Raw genomic sequence first — 24,469 nt, forward strand, 5'->3', positions numbered from 1 at the left:
TGATAGTGACTTTATTTTTGATTTAAAAATAATAATTGGAAACTCTGACAAATATCTTTATAATGAATATGTTACACATAATATCATTATAAATACAAGTTTTTCAACGAGGTTTGCATTTATAATATAAAAACGTTATTCTGACAAAGATGTCTTACATAATATACGGGTTAGAATTATGAAAGTGAGAATGATAATACATGGATAAACAAGAACGATTCAATAGACGAAAAAATATTAGAAACTTTTCTATTATCGCACATATCGACCATGGAAAATCTACATTAGCAGATAGAATTCTTGAAAATACAAAATCTGTAGAAACAAGAGATATGCAAAATCAGTTATTAGATTCAATGGACTTAGAAAGAGAACGCGGTATAACGATTAAATTAAATGCTGTACGTTTAAAATACGATGCTAAAGATGGGGAGACATATACCTTTCATTTGATTGATACACCAGGACATGTCGATTTTACATATGAAGTATCTAGATCACTAGCTGCATGTGAAGGCGCAATTCTTGTTGTAGATGCCGCACAAGGTATTGAGGCTCAAACGTTAGCTAATGTTTATTTAGCTCTAGATAATGACTTAGAGTTATTACCAGTCGTAAATAAAATAGACTTACCAGCTGCTGAACCTGAAAGAGTAAAACAAGAGCTTGAAGATGTTATTGGTATCGACCAAGATGATGTCGTACTAGCGAGTGCCAAATCAAATATAGGTATTGAAGAAATACTAGAACAAATTGTAGAAACAGTGCCACCTCCAGAAGGAGATCCTGAAGCACCATTAAAAGCACTTATTTTTGATTCTGAATACGATCCTTATCGAGGCGTTATTTCATCAATTAGAGTTGTTGAAGGCGTAGTTAAAGCAGGAGACCGTATCAAAATGATGGCTACAGGCAAAACTTTCGAAGTTACTGAAGTAGGTATTAACACTCCAAAACAATTACCAATCGACGAATTAACAGTTGGAGATGTAGGTTATATTATAGCGAGTATTAAAAATGTGGACGATTCACGTGTTGGGGATACAATTACACATGAAGATCGTCCTGCAGAAAAACCATTACAAGGTTATAAAAAAATGAATCCAATGGTTTATTGTGGTTTATTCCCAATAGACAATAAGGATTATAATGATTTAAGAGAAGCATTAGAAAAATTACAATTAAATGACGCATCATTAGAATTCGAACCAGAATCATCACAAGCTTTAGGTTTTGGTTATAGAACTGGTTTCTTAGGTATGTTGCACATGGAAATTATTCAAGAACGTATCGAAAGAGAATTCGGCATTGATTTAATTGCAACTGCACCTTCAGTAATTTACGAATGTGATTTGAAAAATGGTGAAACTGTCTCAGTAGATAACCCAGCCCAAATGCCTGAACGTGATCGCATTGAAAAAATCTTTGAACCTTATGTTAAAGCTACGATGATGGTACCAAATGATTATGTTGGTGCTGTTATGGAATTATGTCAACGTAAACGTGGTAATTTCGTAAATATGGATTATTTAGATGATATTCGCGTTAATATTGTTTATGAAATTCCATTAGCCGAAGTTGTATTCGACTTCTTCGACCAGTTAAAATCAAATACTAAAGGTTACGCGTCATTTGATTATGAATTTATCGAAAACCAAGAAAGTGACTTAGTGAAAATGGATATTTTACTAAACGGCGAAAAAGTAGACGCTTTAAGTTTTATCGTTCATAAAGATTTTGCGTATGAAAGAGGCAAAGCTTTAGTAGAAAAACTAAAAACCTTAATACCACGTCAACAATTTGAAGTGCCTGTTCAAGCTGCAATTGGTCAAAAAATTGTTGCACGTACGAATATTAAATCTATGGGTAAAAACGTGTTATCTAAATGTTATGGTGGCGATATTAGTCGTAAACGTAAATTATTAGAAAAGCAAAAAGCCGGTAAAGCTAAAATGAAGGCAGTAGGGAATGTTGAAATTCCGCAAGACGCTTTCTTAGCAGTACTAAAAATGGATGAAGAATAAAACTAATAATACTCGACTTGAGTTCCACTAATTAATATCGATAAATAAAGCAAAGACAAAACTGTCTTTGCCCCTATAAAAGAATAGCAGTGGCTGACTGAATTGAAACGACGCGTTATACGCTTGTTTCAACTCTAGTCAACTGTGCGTGGGTGGGACTACGAAATCATTTAGATTTCTGTCATCGATATCTCGTGGTTGTACAAAATAAAGCAAAGACAAAACTGCCTTTGCCCCTATAAAAAGAATAGCAGTGGCTGACTGAATTGAAACGGCGCGTTATACGCTTGTTTCAACTCTAGTCATCTGTGCGTGGGTGGGACTACGAAATCATTTAGATTTCTGTCATCGATATCTCGTGGTTGTACAAAATAAAGCAAAGACAAAACTGCCTTTGCCCCTATAAAAAGAATAGCAGTGGCTGACTGAATTGAAACGGCGCGTTATACGCTTGTTTCAACTCTAGTCATCTGTGCGGGGGTGGGACTACGAAATCATTCTGATTTCTGTCCCACTCCCTTTCTTATTAACAATAATTATTATAATAGGAGGTGTTCCACATGAAGGTGAAGAGTGCGTATATTCATATTCCGTTTTGCGTTAAAATTTGTACTTATTGTGATTTTAATAAGTATTTTATTCAAAACCAACCTGTAGATCATTACTTGGATTGTCTAATTAAAGAAATGGAAATGAGCAAAACAAGAAAGTTACAAACTATGTTTGTTGGTGGAGGGACACCTACCGCGTTAGATGTAAATCAATTAGAAAAGTTATTAAAAGCGATTAATAATATATTTACGATTACTGGTGAGTATAGTTTTGAAGCTAATCCTGACGAGCTGACTCTTGAAAAATTAGAATTATTAAAACGTTACGGCGTGAATCGTTTATCAATGGGTGTGCAGACGTTTAATCCTAAACTATTAGATGTATTAGGTAGAAGTCATAAGACTGAAGATATATATTCGGCAGTCGATAATGCAAGAGCTGTCGGTTTTGAATCAATTAGCTTAGATTTAATGTATCAATTGCCTCAACAATCGTTAGAAGACTTTAAAGAAAGTTTAGATTTAGCCTTAGCCTTAGACATTGATCATATTTCAAGTTATGGCCTTATTTTAGAACCACAAACTCAATTTTATAATATGTATCGAAAAGGTAAATTGACTATGCCCAATGAAGATGTTGGCGAGGCAATGTATGAATATTTAATAAAAAGAATGAACGAAAGTGAAATGCATCAATATGAATTATCCAATTTTGGTAAAGTTGGCCATGAGTCAGAACATAATAAAGTTTATTGGAAAAATGAAGGCTATTATGGTTTTGGTGCAGGAGCAAGTGGTTACGTCAATGGTGAACGTTATACAAATGTTAACCCAGTAAATCACTATATTAAAAAAATCGAAAATAATGAACGTCCAGTATTACATGCCACTAAGCCAACTAGAACGGAACAAATGGAAGAAGAAATGTTTTTAGGTTTAAGAATGAATCAAGGAGTTAGTATTTCACGCTTCCATAAAAAATTCGATATTTCTATTAATGAGATCTTTGGTCAAACACTTTCTGATTTATTAAATCGAGGATTAATTAAACAAAATAATGATTATTTTTCATTAACTGAACGTGGCAAAGTCATAGGGAATGAGGTTTTCGAGGCTTTTTTACTTAGTGTGTAAATTTTTAATATTTTTCAATGCTTTAACATTGACTTACTTTGACCAATTTGATAAATTATAATTAGCACTTGAAACAAATGAGTGCTAATGAGGTGAAAACATGATTACTCATAGACAATTGAGCATTTTAAATGCCATTGTTGAAGATTATGTCCATACTGACCAACCCGTTGGCTCAAAGTCTTTGATAGAGCGACATAATTTAAATGTTAGCCCTGCTACTATTAGAAATGAGATGAAACAGTTAGAATCTCTAAACTTAATAGAAAAGACACATACGTCTTCAGGAAGATCACCTTCCGAACTAGGGTTTAGATATTATGTTGATCAATTATTAGATCAAACATCTCATCAACAACAACAAAAAATCCAACGTATTAGAGAAATATTAATTGAACATCAATATAATATTTCGACTGCTTTAGATGCTTTCGCAAATGAATTGTCTATTGCTTCACAATATACTACGTTGGTTATGCGTCCGAATCATAAACAAGATATTATAAGTAATATTCACTTAGTCCGTGCTAATGATTATTTAGTAGTAATGGTTGTTGTGTTTACGTCAGGTCATGTTGAACACTTACATTTAGCTACTCAAAGTCGTTTAGACAATGATGAGTTAAACAAAATTTCAAATTTTGTCACTGCTAAATACAATGAGTTGTCCACATACCACTTCGAAAATGATTTAAATTCATTTACACAATCTGTAAATGAACGCAAATTTATTCGAGATATGCTAGAGACATTACAATTACATTTTGATAATCAAAGTAATGGCATTTTTATGGGTGGAAAGGTTAAACTAATTGATGCGTTGAATGAAACCAACGTCTCATCAATACAACCTATTTTACAATATATTGAGTCTAATAAAATAAATGACTTACTCAATGAAATGTCAGGTTCGTCTATTAATGTCAAAATAGGACATGAAATTGACGAAAGCTTAAGTGATATTTCTATCGTTTCAAGTGATTATCATATTGATGATAGATTAAAAGGAAAAATTGCGGTAATTGGACCAACTGCAATGAACTATCAAAATGTAATACATTTACTAAATAAGATTTGGTAATTAATATTTGTATTGGAGGGCAGGAAATGACTGAGAATAACGAATCAGTAAGCAACAATCAAGAAACAGAAGAACAGACATCTCAAACGGCAAACCAAAATCATGAAAATGATGCTGCCGACAGTGTTGCTAATGAACAAACACAAGATGCGAACGATAACCTGCAAGACAACGAGACAGAAACAACTGAAACAGAAGAAGCACAGGTTGATCCTAAAGACGCAGAAATTGAAAAACTTCAACAAGAAGTTCAACAAAATGAAGAAAAATATTTACGTTTATATGCAGAATTTGAAAACTATAAACGACGTATTCAAAAAGAAAATCAAACAATGAAAGAATATCAAGCACAAAGTGTGCTAAATGATATTTTACCAACAATTGATAACATTGAACGTGCATTACAAATTAATGGCGAAGATGAACAATTTGTTTCACTTAAAAAAGGTGTCCAAATGGTTTATGATAGCCTTTTAAAAGCACTTCAAGATAATGGTCTAGAAAAAATTGAAACAGAAGGCCAACAATTTGACCCAAATTTCCATCAAGCAGTTATGCAAGATAACAATGATGATTTTGAGTCAGGTCAAATTACTCAAGAATTACAAACAGGATATAAATTAAAAGATCGTGTACTTAGACCTTCAATGGTTAAAGTAAATGAATAAAATTTAATTTTACAATAAATATATTATATAACTAACAGGAGGAATATTTTTATGAGTAAAGTAATAGGTATTGATTTAGGTACTACAAATTCATGTGTTGCTGTATTAGAAGGTGACGAACCTAAAGTTATTCAAAACCCTGAAGGTGCAAGAACTACTCCATCAGTAGTTGCATTCAAAAACGGTGAAACACAAGTTGGTGAGGTTGCTAAAAGACAAGCAATCACTAATGCTAACACTATCCAATCAATCAAACGTCATATGGGTACTGACTATAAAGTTGATATCGAAGGTAAATCTTATACACCACAAGAAATTTCAGCTATGATTTTACAAAACCTTAAAAAAACAGCTGAAGATTATTTAGGCGACACTGTAGATAAAGCTGTTGTAACAGTTCCAGCTTATTTCAATGATGCTGAACGTCAAGCTACTAAAGATGCTGGTAAAATTGCTGGTTTAGAAGTAGAACGTATCATTAACGAACCAACTGCAGCTGCTTTAGCTTATGGTTTAGACAAAACTGAAAGTGACCAAAAAGTATTAGTATTTGACCTTGGTGGCGGTACTTTTGACGTATCTATCCTAGAATTAGGCGATGGCGTATTCGAAGTACTTTCAACTTCAGGTGACAACAAACTAGGTGGGGATGACTTTGACCAAGTTATCATCGATTATCTAGTATCTGAATTTAAAAAAGAAAATGGCGTAGACTTAAGCCAAGACAAAATGGCATTACAACGTCTTAAAGATGCTGCTGAAAAAGCTAAAAAAGACTTATCAGGTGTATCTCAAACACAAATTTCTCTACCATTCATTTCAGCTGGAGAAAGTGGCCCATTACACTTAGAAATTAACTTAACTCGTTCTAAATTTGAAGAGTTAGCTGATAGCTTAATTAGAAGAACTATGGAACCAACTCGTCAAGCTATGAAAGATGCTGGATTATCAAGCTCTGACATTGATGAAGTTATTTTAGTAGGTGGTTCTACAAGAATTCCAGCAGTTCAAGAAGCTGTTAAAAAAGAAATCAACAAAGATCCACACAAAGGTGTTAACCCAGACGAAGTTGTAGCTATGGGTGCTGCAATCCAAGGTGGCGTAATCACTGGTGATGTTAAAGACGTAGTATTATTAGACGTAACTCCACTTTCATTAGGTATCGAAATCATGGGTGGACGTATGAATACTCTAATCGAAAGAAACACTACTATCCCAACATCTAAATCACAAGTTTACTCTACAGCTGCAGATAACCAACCTGCCGTTGATATTCACGTATTACAAGGTGAACGTCCAATGGCATCAGATAACAAAACATTGGGTAGATTCCAATTAACAGACATTCCACCAGCTCCACGTGGCGTACCTCAAATCGAAGTAACATTCGATATCGACAAAAATGGTATTGTAAATGTTACTGCAAAAGACTTAGGTACAAACAAAGAACAAAACATCACTATCCAATCAAGCAATACTTTATCTGATGATGAAATCGATCGTATGGTTAAAGATGCTGAAGAAAATGCTGAAGCAGACGAAAAACGTCGTGAAGAAAGTGATCTTAGAAACGAAGCTGACAGCTTAGTATTCCAAGTTGAAAAAACAATCACTGACTTAGGCGAAAATGTTTCTGAAGAAGATAAATCAAATGCTGAAGAGAAAAAAGAAGCATTAAAATCAGCACTTGAAGGTTCAGACCTTGACGATATCAAAGCTAAAAAAGAAGAATTAGAAAAAGTAGTTCAAGACTTATCAGCTAAAGTATATCAACAAGCTCAAGAACAAGCGCAAGCTCAACAAGGCGAACAAGGACAAGCTCAAGACGATAACGTTGAAGATGCTGATTTTAAAGAAGTTAACGATGACGACGAACAACAAAAATAATTTGAACTATGCAGCACAAGTCGTAGTTAATTAAATAAGAAATCCAATTGCTTAGCCAAAATAAGTCAAAGTCAATTGCACATTGGCTTTGACTTTTCTTTTTAATTAGTTACAATTCAAATAATAACTAGAGGGAGAGATAAACTGTGGCCAAACGAGATTACTATGAGGTCTTGGGTGTAAGCAAAGACGCATCAAAAGACGAAATTAAAAAAGCTTACCGTAAACTTTCTAAAAAATATCACCCTGATATTAATAAAGAAGAAGGTGCAGACGAAAAGTTCAAAGAGATTTCAGAAGCTTATGAAGTACTAGGCGATGAAAATAAAAGAGCTAACTATGATCAATTCGGTCATAGTGGACCACAAGGTGGCTTTGGTGGTCAAGGATTCGGCGGTCAAGACTTTAGCGGTTTCGGCGGTGGCGGATTTGAAGACATCTTTAGTTCATTCTTCGGTGGCGGCCGTCAACGTGACCCTAATGCACCTAGAAAAGGTGACGACTTACAATACACGATGACAGTTACTTTTGATGAAGCTGTATTTGGTACTGAAAAAGAAATTTCTATCAGAAAAGATGTCACTTGTCATACATGTGATGGTGAAGGTGCTAAACCTGGTTCTAAGAAAAAAACTTGTCACTATTGTAATGGTGCTGGGCATGTGTCAGTTGAACAAAATACTATATTAGGCAGAGTCAGAACTGAAAAAGTTTGTCCAGTCTGTGAAGGTTCAGGTCAAGAATTTGAAGAACCTTGTGAAACTTGTCACGGTAAAGGTACAGAAAATAAAACTGTTAAAATTAAAGTTACTGTACCAGAAGGTGTAGATAACGAACAACAAATTAGATTAGCAGGAGAAGGTACTCCAGGTGAAAATGGTGGTCCTCACGGCGATTTATATGTTGTATTCAGAGTTAAGCCTTCAGAAAAATTCGAAAGAATGGGCGATGACATTTATTACAGCTTGGATATCACATTCCCACAGGCTGCTTTAGGTGATGAAATCAAGGTACCTACACTAAAAAGTAGTGTAATGTTAACGGTACCTGCTGGAACACAAACTGGTAAACAATTCCGCTTAAAAGATAAAGGTATTAAAAACGTACATGGATACGGCTACGGAGATTTATTCGTCAACGTCAATGTAGTAACACCAACTAAAATCAATGATCGTCAAAGAGAACTTTTAAGAGAATTTGCCGATATTAATGGCGAAGAATTATCTGAACAACCATCAAATTTTAGAGATAAAGCTAAACGTTTCTTTAAAGGAGAATAATTTATTATGCAGTGGACCGAAGTTTCCATAACAGTTAATCACGACGTAGCTTCTTTAGTTAGTAACATATTAGAAGATTATGGCTCTAACGGGGTCGTTATTGAAGATTCAAATGATTTAAATCATGATTTTGAAGATAAATTTGGAGAAATTTATAATTTAAGTAAAGATGCATACCCAGATGCAGGCGTAAGACTTAAAGCATATTTTAACGAGATGAAATTCACCAATGATTTAAAAACCAATATTATCAATTCAATAAAGTCACTTGAGTCATTAAACCGTGATGTTTTTGATTATCAAGAAAATAATATCCAAGAACAAGACTGGGAAAATGAATGGAAAAATTATTTTCATCCATTTCGAGCGTCTGAACGATTTACTATTGTCCCAAGTTGGGAAGATTATCAAAAAACAGATTCAGATGAATTATGTATTGAACTAGATCCTGGTATGGCATTTGGTACTGGTGATCATCCAACTACTAATATGTGTTTAAAAGCTATTGAAAAATACGTCGATGCTAACGATAGTGTGATTGATGTTGGAACTGGTTCAGGCATATTAAGTATTGCTGCGCATTTGCTAGGTGTTAAACGTATCAAAGCTTTAGATCTAGATGAAATGGCAGTTAAGGTAGCAGTTGATAATTTTAAAAAGAACAACTGTGAAGATTCAATCGAAGCTGTACCTGGTAACTTATTGACTGAGGAAACTGAAAAATTTGATGTAGTTATAGCAAATATTTTAGCTCATATTATTGATGAAATGATTGATGATGCTTATAATACTTTAAATGAAGATGGTTATTTCATTACTTCTGGTATAATAGAAGAGAAGCACGAAGAAATAATCGAACACATGAAGCGTACAGGTTTTAAAATCATTTCAGTAAACCATGATAACAGTTGGGTCTGTATTGTGGGACAGAAAGAGAGCGAATAATTTTGCAAAGATATTTTTTACACCAAAACGCTGATCTTAATCAGCGTTTTTTTATTACACAAAGCGATGATATTCATCATATTTCTAAAGTTATGCGACATCAAATGGGCGACGAAATTATAGTTACTTTCAATGAACAAGTAGCTTATCAATGTGAAATTATAAACATTGATAATGAAGGTATAGAAATTAAAACTGTTCAACAGTTAGATATTAATACCGAATTACAACAAGCTGTTACGATTTGTAGTGGCCTTATAAAAGCCGATAAATATGAGTGGTTATTACAAAAAGCAACTGAGCTAGGTGCACACCACTTTATCGCCACAACGATGGATAGATCTGTGGTTAAGTTAAATGCTTCAAAAGTAGAAAAAAAATTAGATAGATGGCAAAAAATTGCTAAAGAGGCAGCTGAACAAAGTTATAGGTTAATCATACCTAACGTTGAATATGTGTCGAATTTACAAGTTTTATGTGATAATATAGATAAATATGATTATGTACTTGTAGCATATGAAGATGCAGCGAAGAATGGTGAAACCAATAATTTTAAAACTTTATTACAACGATTTGAACCTAATGCAAGCGTGTTAGTAATTTTTGGACCAGAGGGTGGATTCTCCGAGAATGAAATTAAGTTGTTAGATAAAGTAGGCGAACAAATTGGTTTAGGACCAAGAATTTTACGGGCAGAAACTGCACCATTATATGTGTTAAGTGCGATAAGTTATCAAAAAGAATTATTGGGGTGATATTTATGTCCACAGTTGCATTTCATACTTTAGGTTGCAAAGTAAATCACTATGAGACAGAAGCAATTTGGCAATTATTTAAAGAAGCTGAATACGATAGAGTAGATTTTGAAACGAATGCTGATGTATTTGTTATTAATACGTGTACAGTAACAAATACTGGAGATAAAAAAAGTAGACAAGTTATTCGTCGTGCAATTAGACAAAATCCAGAGGCAGTCGTTTGTGTAACAGGTTGTTATGCACAAACTTCACCAGCAGAAATAATGGAAATACCTGGTGTAGATATTGTTGTTGGTACACAAGATCGTACAAAATTAATTGACTACATAGAGCAATATAAACAAGAGCGTCAACCGATTAACGGTGTGGGTAATATTATGAAAAATCGTACTTATGAAGAATTAGAAGTACCTTATTTTACAGACCGTACTCGTGCTTCATTAAAGATACAAGAAGGTTGTAATAACTTCTGTACTTTCTGTATTATTCCATGGGCAAGAGGATTAATGCGTTCACGTGATCCAGAAAAAGTTGTAGAACAAGCAACACAACTCGTTGATTCTGGTTATAAAGAAATCGTCTTAACTGGTATCCATACTGGTGGCTATGGTCAAGACTTAAAAAATTATAATTTGGCTCAATTGTTACGCGATTTAGAAACTATCGATGGATTAGAGCGTATACGTATATCATCTATAGAAGCAAGTCAGTTAACAGACGAAGTTATCGATGTTATTTCGGCATCAAACAAAGTTGTGAGACATTTACACATACCTTTACAATCTGGCTCTGATTCAGTGCTGAAAAGAATGAGACGTAAATATTCTATGGCTCATTTTTCAGAGAGATTAACAAAATTACACGCAGCATTACCAGGTTTAGCAGTAACAAGTGATGTGATAGTTGGTTTCCCTGGTGAAACTGATGAAGAATTCCAAGAAACATATGATTTCATTGTTGATCATCACTTCTCAGAATTACACGTCTTCCCATATTCTCCTAGAATTGGTACACCAGCGGCTAGAATGGATGACCAAATCGATGAAAACATTAAAAATGATCGTGTACATCGTCTCATCAATTTAAGCGATCAATTGGCTAAAACTTATGCTTCTAACTTTGAAGATGATGTCTTAGAGGTGATTCCAGAAGAAGCAGGTAGTGAAGAAGGTACTTTAGTTGGCTATGCAGACAACTACATGAAAGTTCAGTTCAAAGCTGACGAGTCATTAATTGGTCAACTTGTAAAAGTTAAAATCACTAAAGCAGATTACCCAATTAATGATGGGGAGTTACTTCGTGTAATTGATCATGCTACAAATAAGTCAGAACATAAACTTTTAGTATAAATTTGTAAATTTTACTAATTGACCGTTAAAGTTAGATATATTATACTAATTTATACATAGTTAAACTATGTATTAAAAGTAAAAGTTTCGTTGATATTTGGAGGGAGGGAAATACAGATGTCTAAAACAGTAGTCCGTAAAAACGAATCACTTGAAGATGCGTTACGTCGATTCAAACGTTCTGTTTCTAAAAGCGGTACAATTCAAGAAGTGCGTAAACGCGAATTTTACGAAAAACCAAGTGTTAAACGTAAAAAGAAATCAGAAGCTGCACGTAAACGTAAATTCAAATAATTAATAGTTTCGTTGACTCCCTCAACAATATTAATTATATATAGTAACCACAGTTGATATGCTCAACTGTGGTTTTTTTATTTTCTCGAGTCTTTTAGAAGCATAAAAAACATAGCATTTGTAGTTGTTGAATTCCCCATAACTGTATTAATGACTGCCTGTTTATTGTATAATTAATATGAGAGCGGGGTGAAATCGTGAATTTATTATCTAATATACATACGTTGAGTTTTATGACCTCAATCCAAAGCCACAGTTGGTTAGATAACTTGGCTAATTTTATCGTAAGTCCAGTAATAGCTTTGATATTAACTTGTGTTATATTTTTAGGTCTTCTATATCAATTATATTCTAAAAGGATCAATATTATTGGTATTATTGCTACACTAGCAATGCTAATTTTCTTTTTAGGCTTCTTAATTAAAGGTGATGTTAATTTAATTACTGTGATTCTATTTAGTATCGGTGTGCTATTCGTAATTATCGAACTATTTATTGTAGGTGCAATTATTGGCATCATTGGTTTAACATTAATAATATTTAGTATTATTACATTGGGCGATAATTTAGTTTTCATGATAGGTAATGTTGTAATAGCATTAATTTTAGCAATCGTCGAGTGGGTGATATTAGTGAAAATTTTCAAACGTAACATACCATTTTTAGATAAAGTTGTACTGAAAGATTCTACTAGTGCTGAATCTGGTTATACTTCTCATGATGACCGCTCTTATTTAGTTGGTGAAACAGCAGTAACAATGACTGACTTACGACCAGCTGGTATTATCTCAATCAATAATGAACGTATCGACGCAGTTTCAGACGGCTCATTTATTTTACGCAATAAAAGTGTGAAAATTCTTGAAGTTGAAGGTACGCGTGTTGTTGTGAGAGAAATTTAAAATTTAAAGGAGAAAACATATGCTAATTAGTATAGGTATTATCGTAGTAATAGTTATTATTGCATTATTAATATTGTTTTCATTTGTACCTGTCGGTTTATGGATTTCAGCCATAGCTGCCGGTGTTAAAGTAGGAATTGGTACTCTTGTAGGTATGAGATTAAGAAGAGTATCACCAAGAAAAGTTATCGCGCCATTGATTAAAGCGCATAAAGCTGGTTTAAATTTAACTACGAATCAATTAGAGTCACACTATCTTGCAGGTGGTAATGTTGATAGAGTAGTTGATGCAAATATCGCGGCACAAAGAGCAGATATTAATTTACCATTTGAACGTGGTGCTGCTATAGACTTAGCAGGTCGTGACGTGCTTGAAGCTGTTCAAATGTCTGTAAATCCAAAAGTTATCGAAACTCCATTTATTGCAGGTGTTGCAATGAACGGTATCGAAGTAAAAGCAAAAGCTCGAATTACAGTACGTGCTAATATTGCTAGATTAGTAGGTGGTGCTGGTGAAGAAACTATCATCGCGCGTGTTGGTGAAGGTATCGTTTCAACGATTGGTTCAAGTCAACATCACACTGAAGTATTAGAAAATCCTGACAATATTTCAAAAACTGTACTAAGTAAAGGTTTAGACTCAGGTACTGCATTCGAAATACTATCAATCGATATTGCTGACGTTGATATTAGTAAAAACATTGGTGCTGATTTACAAACTGAACAAGCACTTGCCGATAAAAATATTGCACAAGCTAAAGCCGAAGAACGTAGAGCAATGGCAGTAGCGCAAGAACAAGAAATGAAAGCTAAAGTTCAAGAAATGCGTTCTAAAGTTGTTGAAGCCGAAGCAGAAGTTCCACTTGCAATGGCCGAAGCATTACGTTCAGGTAACATCGGTGTTGGCGATTACTACAATCTAAAAAATATTGAAGCAGATACAGGAATGCGTAACGCAATTAATAAACGTACGAACAACAATGAAGACGAATCACCAGAAGAATAAGGGGTGATTAAATGAGTATCGGTATTATCATTTTTGCTATATCTGTGATAGTTACTATTATAGGTGCAATTAAAGATAATAGTCATAAAGAAAGACAACGTCAACAAACACCAAAAAAACAACAAGAAACGCAACAACCTCGTGGTAAAAGTTTTCTCGAAAAACTTGAAGAAACTTTTAATGAATTAGAAGGACAAATGGAGGGCAAACCTCCTGGTCAAACAACGCCAGAACGACAAACATCAGAAGTCGAACCACAACCAGTGACTGAAACACGTGCTGAAAAGATGGAAACACCAACAGCTTCTTCACAATCCACTGAAGATAGTGCTGCAGACAAAGAAAAAGTTCGACAACGCAAACAAGACGAAGAACTTCAAAAAGAACTTGAAGCTAGCGTTTTTAATGATTTAGAAAATGTACGTAATGAAATTGATCGTGAAAAAGAAAAGCAATTACAATTAATGGAAAAACGTGCACGTGCAATTATCAATGATAAATACTTATCTGAAAGAACAAAACGTTTTCGTTTAAAACAACTTATCAATGCCAATGCTATGCATGTCAATGGCTCTTCTGATAATATACGTTTTGATGACGATGAAGTCGTTAATGGTATTATTTGGTCAGAAATCTTAAGTAAACCTAAACGCGTTTAACATTAAAACACTCTATCAAAGTGAATATACTTGATAGAGTGTTTTGCTATGTTACAGTATAAAATGCTATGTATATCTAATCCTTATAATGCACATTAAAATAACTTATTAAGGTTACATGTTATAATATAAAGGTATTTAATATATAGACAACTTTTGAAGTATCATCCTTAGTACTTATAGACAATTTATGTTTATTATTTTAAAATTTAAAGGACTTAATTACTAAATAAAAGAAAATTTATTTGCAAAGGAGCGCCTATATGCCTGGAATTATTTATATTGACGATATCAATGAAGCTCAAGCCCTCATCGGAAATAACGATGAACATTTGGAAGCTATTGAAGAAGGATTTGATGTCGTCGTACATGCTCGCGGTCAAGAAATTGCTGTTAAAGGAAATGTATTGGAGCATGTAGAACAAGCTGAATCAGTATTAATTAATTTATTGAAAGTGATTCAACAAGGCATTAATATATCTCTTAAAGATGTTGAGTCAGCTATAAAAATGGCTCATAATAACACAATTGATCAATTAATAGATTTATATGAAGATGAAATCACTAAAGACGCATTCGGTAAGTCTATTCGAGCAAAAACGATGGGACAAAGACTTTACATTAATGCAATGAATAGAAATGATTTAGTCTTTGGTATTGGACCAGCAGGAACTGGTAAAACATTTTTAGCAGTAGTTTATGCAGCAAAACAATTGCGTAAAGGAAATGTTAAACGAATCGTTTTAACAAGACCTGCCGTTGAAGCTGGTGAATCTCTTGGTTTCTTACCAGGTGACTTAAAAGAAAAGGTCGATCCATATTTAAGACCACTATATGACGGTTTGAATACAGTTTTAGGGAGAGAACAATCTGCACGCTTTATTGAACGTGGCATTATTGAAATTGCACCTTTAGCGTATATGCGTGGTAGAACGTTAGACGATGCCTTTGTCATTTTAGACGAAGCACAAAATACCACTCATGCCCAAATGAAAATGTTTTTAACTAGATTAGGGTTTGGTTCAAAGATGGTTGTTACCGGAGATCCAACACAAGTTGATTTACCTCCCGGCGTTAAAACTGGATTAAAAGAAGCGACTACAAAATTAAATGACGTAAAAGGTATCAGTATATTAAAACTTGATGCTAGCGATGTTGTACGCCACCCATTAGTCAATAAAATTATAGACAAATATGAAGGAGATGAATAGCCATTGTTTACTATAGATTTTAGCGATCACACTTCAGAAGTTAATGATGCATGGTTTACGCAAATTGATGAGCTATTAACTTTTGCTAAAGAACAAGAAAATATTAATGATGAAGCTGAATTATCAGTGACCTTTGTCGATAAAAATGAAATTCAAGATATTAATAAAATGTATCGTGACAAAGACAAAGTAACCGACGTTATTTCTTTTGCATTTGAAGAAGAGGATGCCGAAATTGTTGGTGCAGATATTCCTAGAGTACTGGGTGATATTATTATTTGCACTGATGTAGCTAAAGAACAAGCCGAACAATATGGACATTCATTTGGGAGAGAACTTGGCTTTTTAGCATTACATGGATTTTTACATTTATTAGGATATGACCATATCGAACAAGATGATGAGAAAGTCATGTTTGGTAGACAAGATGAAATCTTAAATGCTTATGGTTTAACAAGAGATAAGTGATATTATGGGCAGATTTAAACATGCATTTGCAGGTTTGTTAACTCTGTTAAAAAAGGATCATAATTTTTTCATTCATATAATTTGTGCATTGCTAGTTATTGTCTTAAGTTTTATCTTTCGACTTTCAGCAATAGAATGGATAATTATTATTATAGCTATTGGCATAGTATTAATAAGTGAAGCTATAAATACTGCAATAGAATTTGTTGTAGACTTAGTAACAGATTCTTATGCGACATACGCAAAATATGCAAAAGATATTGCTGCTTTTGCCGTGTTAATTGCTTCAATAGTAGCGCTACTGCTTGGTTTAATAATTTTCATCCCTCATATTATAAATTTAATACAGTAATTGCTTAATTTGTATTATACTTAAAGTAAATAGTGCAATATTTTGAGGGGGATGCTATTTTATGACATATAATAATGATTATTTTAATGAAGTAAGAAAAGCACAACAAAATGCATACGTTCCGTACAGTAAGTTTAAAGTAGGTGCTTACTTACGAACGAAAGACGGCAATGTATTTTATGGCGCAAATGTAGAAAATGCAGCTTATCCAATGGCTATTTGCGCAGAACGTTCTAGTTTAGTAGCCGCTATTTCAAATGGCTATAAACCAGGAGATTTTGAATCAATTACAATCACTGTAGATGCTTTAGAACCATCATCTCCATGTGGTGCATGCAGACAAGTATTAAAAGAGTTATGCGATGATGACATGCCTGTCTATATGACTAATCACAATGGAGACATGATTGAATCTACTGTGGACAAATTACTACCACTTGGTTTTTCAGGAAAGGATTTAAATAATTAATGGAACATAAATCAGGATTTGTATCAATTATAGGTAGACCTAATGTAGGTAAATCTACATTCGTAAACAGAGTTATTGGACACAAAATTGCAATTATGTCTGATAAAGCACAAACAACTCGTAACAAAATTCAAGGTGTTATGACTGAAGAAGATGCACAAATTATCTTTTTAGATACACCAGGTATTCATAAACCAAAACACAAATTAGGCGATTACATGATGCGTGTCGCTAAAAATACATTATCAGAAATTGATGCTATCATGTTTATGGTTAATGTAGATGAAGGTATTGGCCGTGGCGATGAATTTATAATGGAAATGTTAAAATCTGTAAAGACACCTGTCTTTTTAGTGTTAAATAAAATCGATTTAGTACATCCAGATAAATTGATGCCAATAATTGAAGAATATCAAACGTACATGGATTTCACTGAAATAGTACCTATGTCTGCATTAGAAGGACATAATGTCGATCACTTTTTAGGTGTACTTAAATCTTATTTACCTGAAGGACCAAAATATTATCCTGATGATCAAATCTCTGACCATCCCGAACAATTTGTAGTCGGTGAGCTTATTAGAGAAAAAATCTTACATCTTACTAGTGAAGAAATACCACACGCAATCGGTGTTAATGTAGACCGTATGGTTAAAGAAGATGAAGACAGAGTGCGAATTGAAGCTACGATATTCGTTGAACGTGACTCACAAAAGGGTATTGTCATTGGTAAAGGTGGTAAAAAACTTAAAGAAGTTGGTAAACGCGCGCGTCAAGATATTGAACGACTACTTGGCTCAAAAGTATATTTAGAACTATGGGTTAAAGTTCAAAAAGATTGGCGTAATAAAGTGAATTTTATTCGTCAAATGGGTTATGTAGAAGACCAAGATTAATATAAGGATTGTGAGTTAACTTGTTAATCAAGCAAAAAGGAATAGTTATTAAATCAGTAGATTATGGCGAATCCGATAAAATCATTACAATCTTAAATGAACATGGTGCTAAAGTGCCGTTGATGGCTCGAAGAGTTAAAAAAAGTAAAAGTGGATTACAAGCTCATACACAATTATTTGTGTATGGGTTGTTTGTTTATTCAAAATGGAAAGGCATGGGGACAATAAGTTCAATAGATGTTATAGAACAAAATTATAATCTGAGATTAGATATTTATGAAAGTAGTTTTGCGAGTCTATGTACAGAAGTGATTGACCGTGCAATAGAACCTGAAGATGTATCTAAATCGAATTATGAGCTTTTACATTTCGTGTTATCCAAAATTAATGAAGGGGTCTCGGCACAACTAATGTCAGTTATTGTTTTATTAAAAAATATGACTCACTTTGGTTTTAATGCCATTTTCGATAGATGTGTTGTTACGGATAGTAAAGACCAATCTAAACTCGCTGCATATAGTTTTAAGTTTGATGGGGCGATTTCAATGAATGTCTTAGATAGAGATCCACATGCACTCAAAATATCTAATAAAACATTATATCTTTTAACTTTATTACAGCAAATGCCAATTGCTAAAATGAACTCTTTAAATATCAATGATGCTATAGTAGATGAGATGTCCGAATTACTTATTATGTTATATCGAGAATACGCCGGAATGTTTTTCAAAAGTCAAAAATTAATAAATCAATTACATCGACTTGATGATCAACGTGAATAAGTCTAGGACAGAAATATTCTAGAAAGTAATAATATAGTGAAAATCCATTTTCTTTAAATTGTTCAATTACCTTACTACTATATATTTCAGTGTTTTTTCTCCACTCCAATGTAGACTTGTTAGCACTTGCTTCAATCTTAGCACCATATATGTATAGACTCTACAATATGATTTATACAATGTGCAATATCATTTTCTGGAATCAATACTTCAATATCAAGTGGTAGCGTTATTTGAGACATGTTATAATTTTTTTACATAAGGCACCTCGTTAATTTAGTTTAGTGATGTTTATTAAATTATACGAGAGCGCTTTATTTTTTGTATAAAATTGGAAATTTGTAACGATTTTGTAAAGTGCTGACGCCTGAGGGAGTCGTATGAGTGAGAGACTACAGGCTCGAACCATACTATACTAAATCAAGGCAAGCATGCACGAACAAAATCGTAGATTATAAAAAATAACACCTCATTTTTACTGAATAAATCAGTAGAATAAGGTGTTATTTAATTCGAGTTAGGAATTATGTCTCAGATTTTTTTATAACTACAAGGACCGCTTTATGCTAGTACGTGTTGAATATTAATTATTTTAGTAGCAAACAAATATCAAAAACAAAAAAATAGCCAATCAACGCGTTAAATTAGCGCGTGATTGGCTATTCATTATGATACAAAAGCAAATCTTATTAATTAAAATTTAACTTTTTCAGCTAAGAATGCTTCTAATTCTTCAATTGGCATACGAATTTGTTCCATTGTATCTCTATCTCTTACAGTTACTTTTTGATCTTCTAAAGAATCAAAATCGAAAGTAATACAATATGGTGTACCAATTTCGTCTTGACGACGGTAACGTTTACCGATTGATTGTGATTCATCAAAATCAATTGAGAATTTAGTACTTAATTGTTCAAAGATTTTAATTGCTTCGCTAGATAATTTTTTACTTAAAGGTAATACCGCTGCTTTGTATGGCGCTAGGGCAGGGTGGAAATGTAATACTGTTCTAGCATCTTTACTTCCTTCAACACCTTCTTCATCGTATGCATCACATAAGAATGCTAATGTAACACGGTCAGCACCTAATGATGGTTCGATACAATAAGGAATGTATTTTTCGTTTGTTTCTTGATCATGGTAAGTAAAGTCTTCACCAGAATGCTCACTATGTTTTTTCAAGTCGAAATCAGTACGGCTTGCAATCCCCCATAGTTCACCCCAACCGAATGGGAAACGATATTCAATATCTGTTGTTGCATTTGAATAGTGAGATAATTCGTCTTCATCATGATCTCTTAAACGAGTGTTTTCTTCACTTAAGCCAAGATCTTTTAACCATTCGCTAGCAAATGTTTTCCAATAGTTTTGCCATTCAATTTCTTCGCCAGGTTTACAGAAAAATTCTAATTCCATTTGTTCGAATTCACGTGTACGGAAAATAAAGTTACCTGGTGTGATTTCGTTACGGAAAGATTTACCGATTTGACCAATACCAAATGGTAATTTTTTACGCATAGTACGTTGAACATTTTTGTAGTTAACGAAAATACCTTGAGCAGTTTCAGGGCGTAAGAATAATTCGTTTGTTGAATCTTCAGTAACACCTTGGAAAGTTTTAAACATTAAGTTGAATTGACGGATATCAGTCCAGTTAGCTGTTCCACTTACAGGACATACAATGCCTTCTTCATCAATAATGCGTTTCATTTCATCAAAGCTTAAACCATCAGCAACAAAATTTTCGTCACCTTTTTCGTTTAACATGTAATCTTCAATGATTTTATCGGCACGATATCTAATTTTACTATCTTTGTTGTCAATCATTGGATCATTAAAGTTCCCTAAATGTCCAGACGCTTCCCAAGTTTTAGGATTCATTAGGATAGCAGCGTCGATTCCGACGTTGTATGGTGATTGAGTAATAAATTTTTGCCACCATGCTTTTTTAACGTTATTTTTTAATTCTACACCCAGTGGACCATAGTCCCATGTGTTTGATAGTCCTCCATAAATTTCACTACCAGGAAATACAAAGCCTCTATGCTTTGCTAATTGAACTACAGTATCCATATCTTTTGCCATTTTCAATTGCACTCCTTTTTTACATAAAAACGCCCCAAGACAACGAAAAATAAACATACTTCATCATTGTCTTGGGACGAGTTATACTTTAATCACATTAAATGTGTTTAATATTATAGTTTTTAACCCGCGGTTCCACCCAAATTAGTGTAGTCACTCGCTTTTAATTTGATTCATAAATTTTTATTTATATGTGCCATTAAATAGTTGTTAAGCTCTCACTATCCTTAACTCGCTTACAATCTTTATTTTAATCTATAGATACTCTATTAGCAAGTAATTATATGTATTTGTAGCTTGAGATAAATCAATGTATAATTAAAGTGTATGAATAAAGGGGTGAATCACAATAGAACTGAGTAAAAGACAACAACAAATAGTTGAGATTGTTAAAAACAATGGCCCAATTACGGGTGAACATATTGCAGAACGTTTAGAATTAACTCGAGCTACACTAAGACCTGATTTAGCTATACTAACAATGTCAGGCATATTAGAAGCAAGACCACGTGTTGGTTATTATTATCCTGGAAAACCAAAGAATAAATTAATATCTGAACAATTGAAAAAATATGTCGTCAAAGATTACTCATCACATCCAGTTGTTGTTAAAAGTGAAATGACTGTTTATGACGCAATTTGTACAATATTTCTTGAAGATGTAAGTACTTTATTTGTTATTAATGAACAAGGTGATTTTATCGGTGTATGTTCTAGAAAAGATTTATTAAGAGCGTCTATGATAGGCGAAGACATACATACAATGCCAGTCAATATCATTATGACACGCATGCCAAATTTAAATTATATATTAGAAAACGAACGCGTAATTTACGCCGCAAATTTAATGATCGAGAAAGAAATAGATTCATTACCTATTGTTAGTAAAAAAGACAACGGTAACTTTGAAGTAAAAGGTAGAATTTCTAAAACTACGATCACGAAAATTTTTGTGTCATTATTTAACGAATAGGTGGTATTTAACATGGAAAAAATTAATTTAATTGTTGCTTCTGACTCTGTAGGTGAAACAGCCGAATTAGTAGCAAGAGCCTGTATATCGCAATTCAATCCTAATCAATGCGAACATGAGATTATACGTTATCCTTATATAGAAGCGTTAGAGAATGTCGATGAAGTTATACAAGTAGCTTTAGATACGCAAGCAATCGTAATCTATACACTTGTTAAACCTGAAATCAGAAAATACATGGAAGCTAAAGTAAATGAATTAAGTATCCAGTCTGTCGATATTATGGGTCCACTTATGAATATATTATTAGATAGAATAGACGAACAACCTTATTTCGAACCTGGTTTAGTTCATAGATTAGACGAAGCATATTTCAAAAAAATTGATGCAATCGAATTTGCAGTTAAATATGATGATGGTAAAGACCCTAAAGGATTAGCTACTGCTGATATAGTACTTTTAGGTATTTCTCGAACATCTAAGACACCACTTTCTCAATATTTAGCGCATAAAAGCTATAAGGTGATGAATATTCCAATTGTTCCTGAAGTTACACCTCCAGACAATTTATTCGAAACAGACCCTTCTAAATGTATTGCACTAAAAATAAGTGAAGAAAAGTTAAATAGAATTCGTAAAGAGCGTTTACGCCAATTAGGATTGGGTGATAGCGCTAGATATGCAACTGAACAACGAATTAAGGAAGAACTGGATTATTTCCATGATTTAATTGATAGAATTGGATGTCCAGTTATCGATGTTTCAGACAAAGCAATTGAAGAAACTGCAAACGATATAATTAGCATCATTGAGCAAAATAATTTCAAAAAGGACTAATAACATTTATAATTATATAATTAATGTTTAATAAGGTGATGAACTTTGCGAATCGAACAATCTGTTATTGATGAGATTAAAAATAAGACTGACATTTTAGACTTAGTCAGTGAATATGTGAAATTAGAAAAAAGAGGGCGCAATTACATTGGTTTGTGTCCTTTTCATGATGAAAAGACGCCTTCATTTACTGTTTCTAAAGATAAACAAATTTGTCATTGTTTTGGTTGCAAAAAAGGCGGTAACGTTTTTCAATTTACTCAAGAAATTAAAGATATTTCTTTTACGGAAGCCGTACAGGAATTAGGTGCACGTGTTAATATTACCGTTGATACACAACAGGATAATCAATATCAAAATGAGGGTCATCAAATAGCGTCAGATGATTTGAAAATGATAGAAATGCATGAATTAATGCAACAATATTATCATTACGCCCTTAAAAAATCAGTCGAGGGTGAAGCAGCATTAGCATATTTAAAAGATAGAGGATTTACAGATGAGCTCATCGATGCACGTAAAATAGGCTATGCACCCAATAATTCTCACTTTTGCCATGATTTTTTAGAGAAAAAAGGATATGATATTCAACTTGCTTATGAAGCGGGCTTACTATCTAGAAACGAAGAAAACTTTAGTTATTATGATAGATTTAGAGACCGTATTATGTTTCCGTTAAATAATTCTCAAGGTAGAACTGTAGGCTACTCAGGACGAACTTATACAAACCAAGAACCAAAGTATTTAAACTCCCCTGAAACACCTATCTTTCAAAAGAGAAGGTTGTTATATAATGTAGATTTGGCACGTAAAGCAATTCGTAAAAATGATGAAGCTATCTTATTAGAAGGTTTTATGGATGTAATTAAGGCCGATCAAGCTGGTCTTAAACAAGTTATTGCGAGTATGGGGACACAAATTTCTCAAGATCATATAACTTTTTTAAAAAAGCTTACAAACAATATAACTTTAATGTTTGATGGTGACTTTGCAGGTAGTGAAGCCACATTAAAAACGGGTAATAATTTACTTAAACAAGGCTTCAATGTTTTTGTTGTTCAATTACCTAAAGATATGGATCCTGATGAATATATTGGTAAACATGGTGAAGAGGCATTCAATCATTATGTTGAACATGAAAAAAAAGCATTTATTCTTTACAAAGTAAATATGCATCAAGAAGAAATAGAAAATAATGACTTGGCTTATGAAAAATATTTAAAAGAAATAACGAACGATATTGCCTATATGTCTTCCACTATTTTAAGAAAAAAAGTTATCCAAGATGTGTCTGAAGTGTTTAAAGTCAATTTAGATAGTCTAAACAGTGAAATAGATAGTCAACAGTCTTATCATCAAGCACCATCTTATCAAGCACCGTCAGTACCACAATTTGCCAATTTGTCTAAAGAACAAAAAGCTGAGCGTGCTTTGCTCAAACATTTTATGAATGATAAAGATACTTTTTTAAATTATCATCAGTTAATTGAGCCTGAAGACTTTACAAATGAGTATTTTAAGCGTATATTTATTACTTTACGCGAGTTTTACGCAGAGAATGATTCGTTTAGTATAAGTGACGTATTACAGTACATCGAAATTTCGGAAATTAAAGAAGCATTTATATCATTAGATAACTTTATGATAAATGAAGAACCGTATGAAAACGAAATTGATGATTATATTAATACTATAACAAAATACAGAACCTCTGAAACGATAGAGTCGCTTAACAACAAATTAATAGAAGCTACTAGATTAGGGGATCAAGCTTTACAAAAACAATATTTAGAACGAATAGTAAACTTCAATAAAAATAGAATGAATTAAATATAATAGTTAAGTATCATTGCATATT

The 24,469-nt window shown here is 33.1% G+C and carries 23 protein-coding genes; 22 read left to right on the top strand and 1 reads right to left on the bottom strand.

Going from position 1 to position 24,469, the window contains the following annotated elements:
- The first annotated feature begins 200 nt into the window (after positions 1-200).
- The 19 genes from lepA (at position 201) to recO (ending at position 18,716) form a co-directional block, all read left to right on the top strand.
- Positions 201-2,024: a translation elongation factor 4 gene (gene lepA / locus C7J89_RS07960; RefSeq protein WP_061854552.1), complete on the top strand. Its 1,824-nt coding sequence runs from the start codon at positions 201-203 to the stop codon at positions 2,022-2,024.
- 560 nt (positions 2,025-2,584) lie between these two features.
- Positions 2,585-3,709 (top strand): radical SAM family heme chaperone HemW, encoded by a 1,125-nt coding sequence (gene hemW, locus C7J89_RS07965; RefSeq protein WP_103295080.1) that lies wholly within the window; start codon positions 2,585-2,587, stop codon positions 3,707-3,709.
- A gap of 100 nt (positions 3,710-3,809) precedes the next feature.
- Positions 3,810-4,790 (top strand): heat-inducible transcriptional repressor HrcA, encoded by a 981-nt coding sequence (gene hrcA / locus C7J89_RS07970; RefSeq protein WP_061854554.1) that lies wholly within the window; start codon positions 3,810-3,812, stop codon positions 4,788-4,790.
- 26 nt (positions 4,791-4,816) lie between these two features.
- A complete protein-coding gene (gene grpE, locus C7J89_RS07975; protein ID WP_103295081.1) occupies positions 4,817-5,458 on the top strand; it encodes a nucleotide exchange factor GrpE in 642 nt (213 codons plus the stop codon).
- 51 nt (positions 5,459-5,509) lie between these two features.
- On the top strand, positions 5,510-7,345 hold the full coding sequence (gene dnaK / locus C7J89_RS07980; protein WP_103295082.1) for a molecular chaperone DnaK: 1,836 nt from the start codon (positions 5,510-5,512) through the stop codon (positions 7,343-7,345).
- A 146-nt stretch (positions 7,346-7,491) separates the two neighbouring features.
- Entirely contained in the window at positions 7,492-8,625 is a 1,134-nt protein-coding gene (dnaJ, locus tag C7J89_RS07985) for a molecular chaperone DnaJ (protein ID WP_103295083.1), read from the top strand.
- A gap of 6 nt (positions 8,626-8,631) precedes the next feature.
- The gene (prmA, locus tag C7J89_RS07990) at positions 8,632-9,570 is read left to right on the top strand and encodes a 50S ribosomal protein L11 methyltransferase (protein ID WP_103295084.1); all 939 of its coding nucleotides are present in this window, start codon (positions 8,632-8,634) and stop codon (positions 9,568-9,570) included.
- Positions 9,571-9,572: 2 nt separating this feature from the next.
- A complete protein-coding gene (locus C7J89_RS07995; RefSeq protein ID WP_103295085.1) occupies positions 9,573-10,325 on the top strand; it encodes a 16S rRNA (uracil(1498)-N(3))-methyltransferase in 753 nt (250 codons plus the stop codon).
- Between the two features lie 5 nt (positions 10,326-10,330).
- The gene (gene mtaB / locus C7J89_RS08000) at positions 10,331-11,677 is read left to right on the top strand and encodes a tRNA (N(6)-L-threonylcarbamoyladenosine(37)-C(2))-methylthiotransferase MtaB (protein WP_103295086.1); all 1,347 of its coding nucleotides are present in this window, start codon (positions 10,331-10,333) and stop codon (positions 11,675-11,677) included.
- 117 nt (positions 11,678-11,794) lie between these two features.
- Positions 11,795-11,971 (top strand): 30S ribosomal protein S21, encoded by a 177-nt coding sequence (rpsU, locus tag C7J89_RS08005; protein WP_000048060.1) that lies wholly within the window; start codon positions 11,795-11,797, stop codon positions 11,969-11,971.
- A 233-nt stretch (positions 11,972-12,204) separates the two neighbouring features.
- Positions 12,205-12,873 carry an NfeD family protein gene (locus C7J89_RS08010; RefSeq protein ID WP_103295110.1) on the top strand — a complete coding sequence of 223 codons (669 nt, stop codon included), beginning with the start codon at positions 12,205-12,207 and terminating at the stop codon, positions 12,871-12,873.
- 19 nt (positions 12,874-12,892) lie between these two features.
- Entirely contained in the window at positions 12,893-13,879 is a 987-nt protein-coding gene (gene floA / locus C7J89_RS08015; RefSeq protein WP_048793565.1) for a flotillin-like protein FloA, read from the top strand.
- An 11-nt stretch (positions 13,880-13,890) separates the two neighbouring features.
- On the top strand, positions 13,891-14,538 hold the full coding sequence (locus tag C7J89_RS08020; RefSeq protein ID WP_061854561.1) for a hypothetical protein: 648 nt from the start codon (positions 13,891-13,893) through the stop codon (positions 14,536-14,538).
- A 263-nt stretch (positions 14,539-14,801) separates the two neighbouring features.
- Positions 14,802-15,749: a PhoH family protein gene (locus tag C7J89_RS08025; RefSeq protein ID WP_061854562.1), complete on the top strand. Its 948-nt coding sequence runs from the start codon at positions 14,802-14,804 to the stop codon at positions 15,747-15,749.
- Between the two features lie 3 nt (positions 15,750-15,752).
- Entirely contained in the window at positions 15,753-16,217 is a 465-nt protein-coding gene (gene ybeY / locus C7J89_RS08030) for an rRNA maturation RNase YbeY (protein WP_103295087.1), read from the top strand.
- Positions 16,218-16,221: 4 nt separating this feature from the next.
- Positions 16,222-16,569, top strand: a complete 348-nt coding sequence (locus C7J89_RS08035; protein WP_103295088.1) for a diacylglycerol kinase family protein — start codon at positions 16,222-16,224, stop codon at positions 16,567-16,569.
- A gap of 61 nt (positions 16,570-16,630) precedes the next feature.
- Complete coding sequence (gene cdd / locus C7J89_RS08040) at positions 16,631-17,038, top strand: cytidine deaminase (protein ID WP_061854565.1); 408 nt, start codon at positions 16,631-16,633, stop codon at positions 17,036-17,038.
- Entirely contained in the window at positions 17,038-17,934 is an 897-nt protein-coding gene (gene era, locus C7J89_RS08045; RefSeq protein WP_103295089.1) for a GTPase Era, read from the top strand. Before cdd ends, era begins: the two co-directional genes overlap by 1 nt.
- A 20-nt stretch (positions 17,935-17,954) precedes the next feature.
- Positions 17,955-18,716 carry a DNA repair protein RecO gene (recO, locus tag C7J89_RS08050; protein ID WP_061854567.1) on the top strand — a complete coding sequence of 254 codons (762 nt, stop codon included), beginning with the start codon at positions 17,955-17,957 and terminating at the stop codon, positions 18,714-18,716.
- 693 nt (positions 18,717-19,409) lie between these two features.
- Here recO and C7J89_RS08055 read toward each other — a convergent pair.
- The gene (locus C7J89_RS08055) at positions 19,410-20,801 is read right to left on the bottom strand and encodes a glycine--tRNA ligase (RefSeq protein WP_106884405.1); all 1,392 of its coding nucleotides are present in this window, start codon (positions 20,799-20,801) and stop codon (positions 19,410-19,412) included.
- 349 nt (positions 20,802-21,150) lie between these two features.
- On the opposite strand from C7J89_RS08055, the gene C7J89_RS08060 reads away from it, so the two are divergent.
- The 3 genes from C7J89_RS08060 to dnaG are packed head-to-tail and all read left to right on the top strand — an operon-like array spanning position 21,151 to position 24,441.
- Positions 21,151-21,774 carry a transcriptional regulator CcpN gene (locus C7J89_RS08060; protein WP_103295090.1) on the top strand — a complete coding sequence of 208 codons (624 nt, stop codon included), beginning with the start codon at positions 21,151-21,153 and terminating at the stop codon, positions 21,772-21,774.
- 12 nt (positions 21,775-21,786) lie between these two features.
- On the top strand, positions 21,787-22,611 hold the full coding sequence (locus tag C7J89_RS08065) for a pyruvate, water dikinase regulatory protein (RefSeq protein WP_103295091.1): 825 nt from the start codon (positions 21,787-21,789) through the stop codon (positions 22,609-22,611).
- A gap of 45 nt (positions 22,612-22,656) precedes the next feature.
- Positions 22,657-24,441 (top strand): DNA primase, encoded by a 1,785-nt coding sequence (gene dnaG, locus C7J89_RS08070; RefSeq protein WP_103295092.1) that lies wholly within the window; start codon positions 22,657-22,659, stop codon positions 24,439-24,441.
- Positions 24,442-24,469 lie beyond the last annotated feature (28 nt).

This window comes from Staphylococcus kloosii (assembly GCF_003019255.1).
Taxonomy (GTDB): Bacteria; Bacillota; Bacilli; order Staphylococcales; family Staphylococcaceae; genus Staphylococcus; species Staphylococcus kloosii.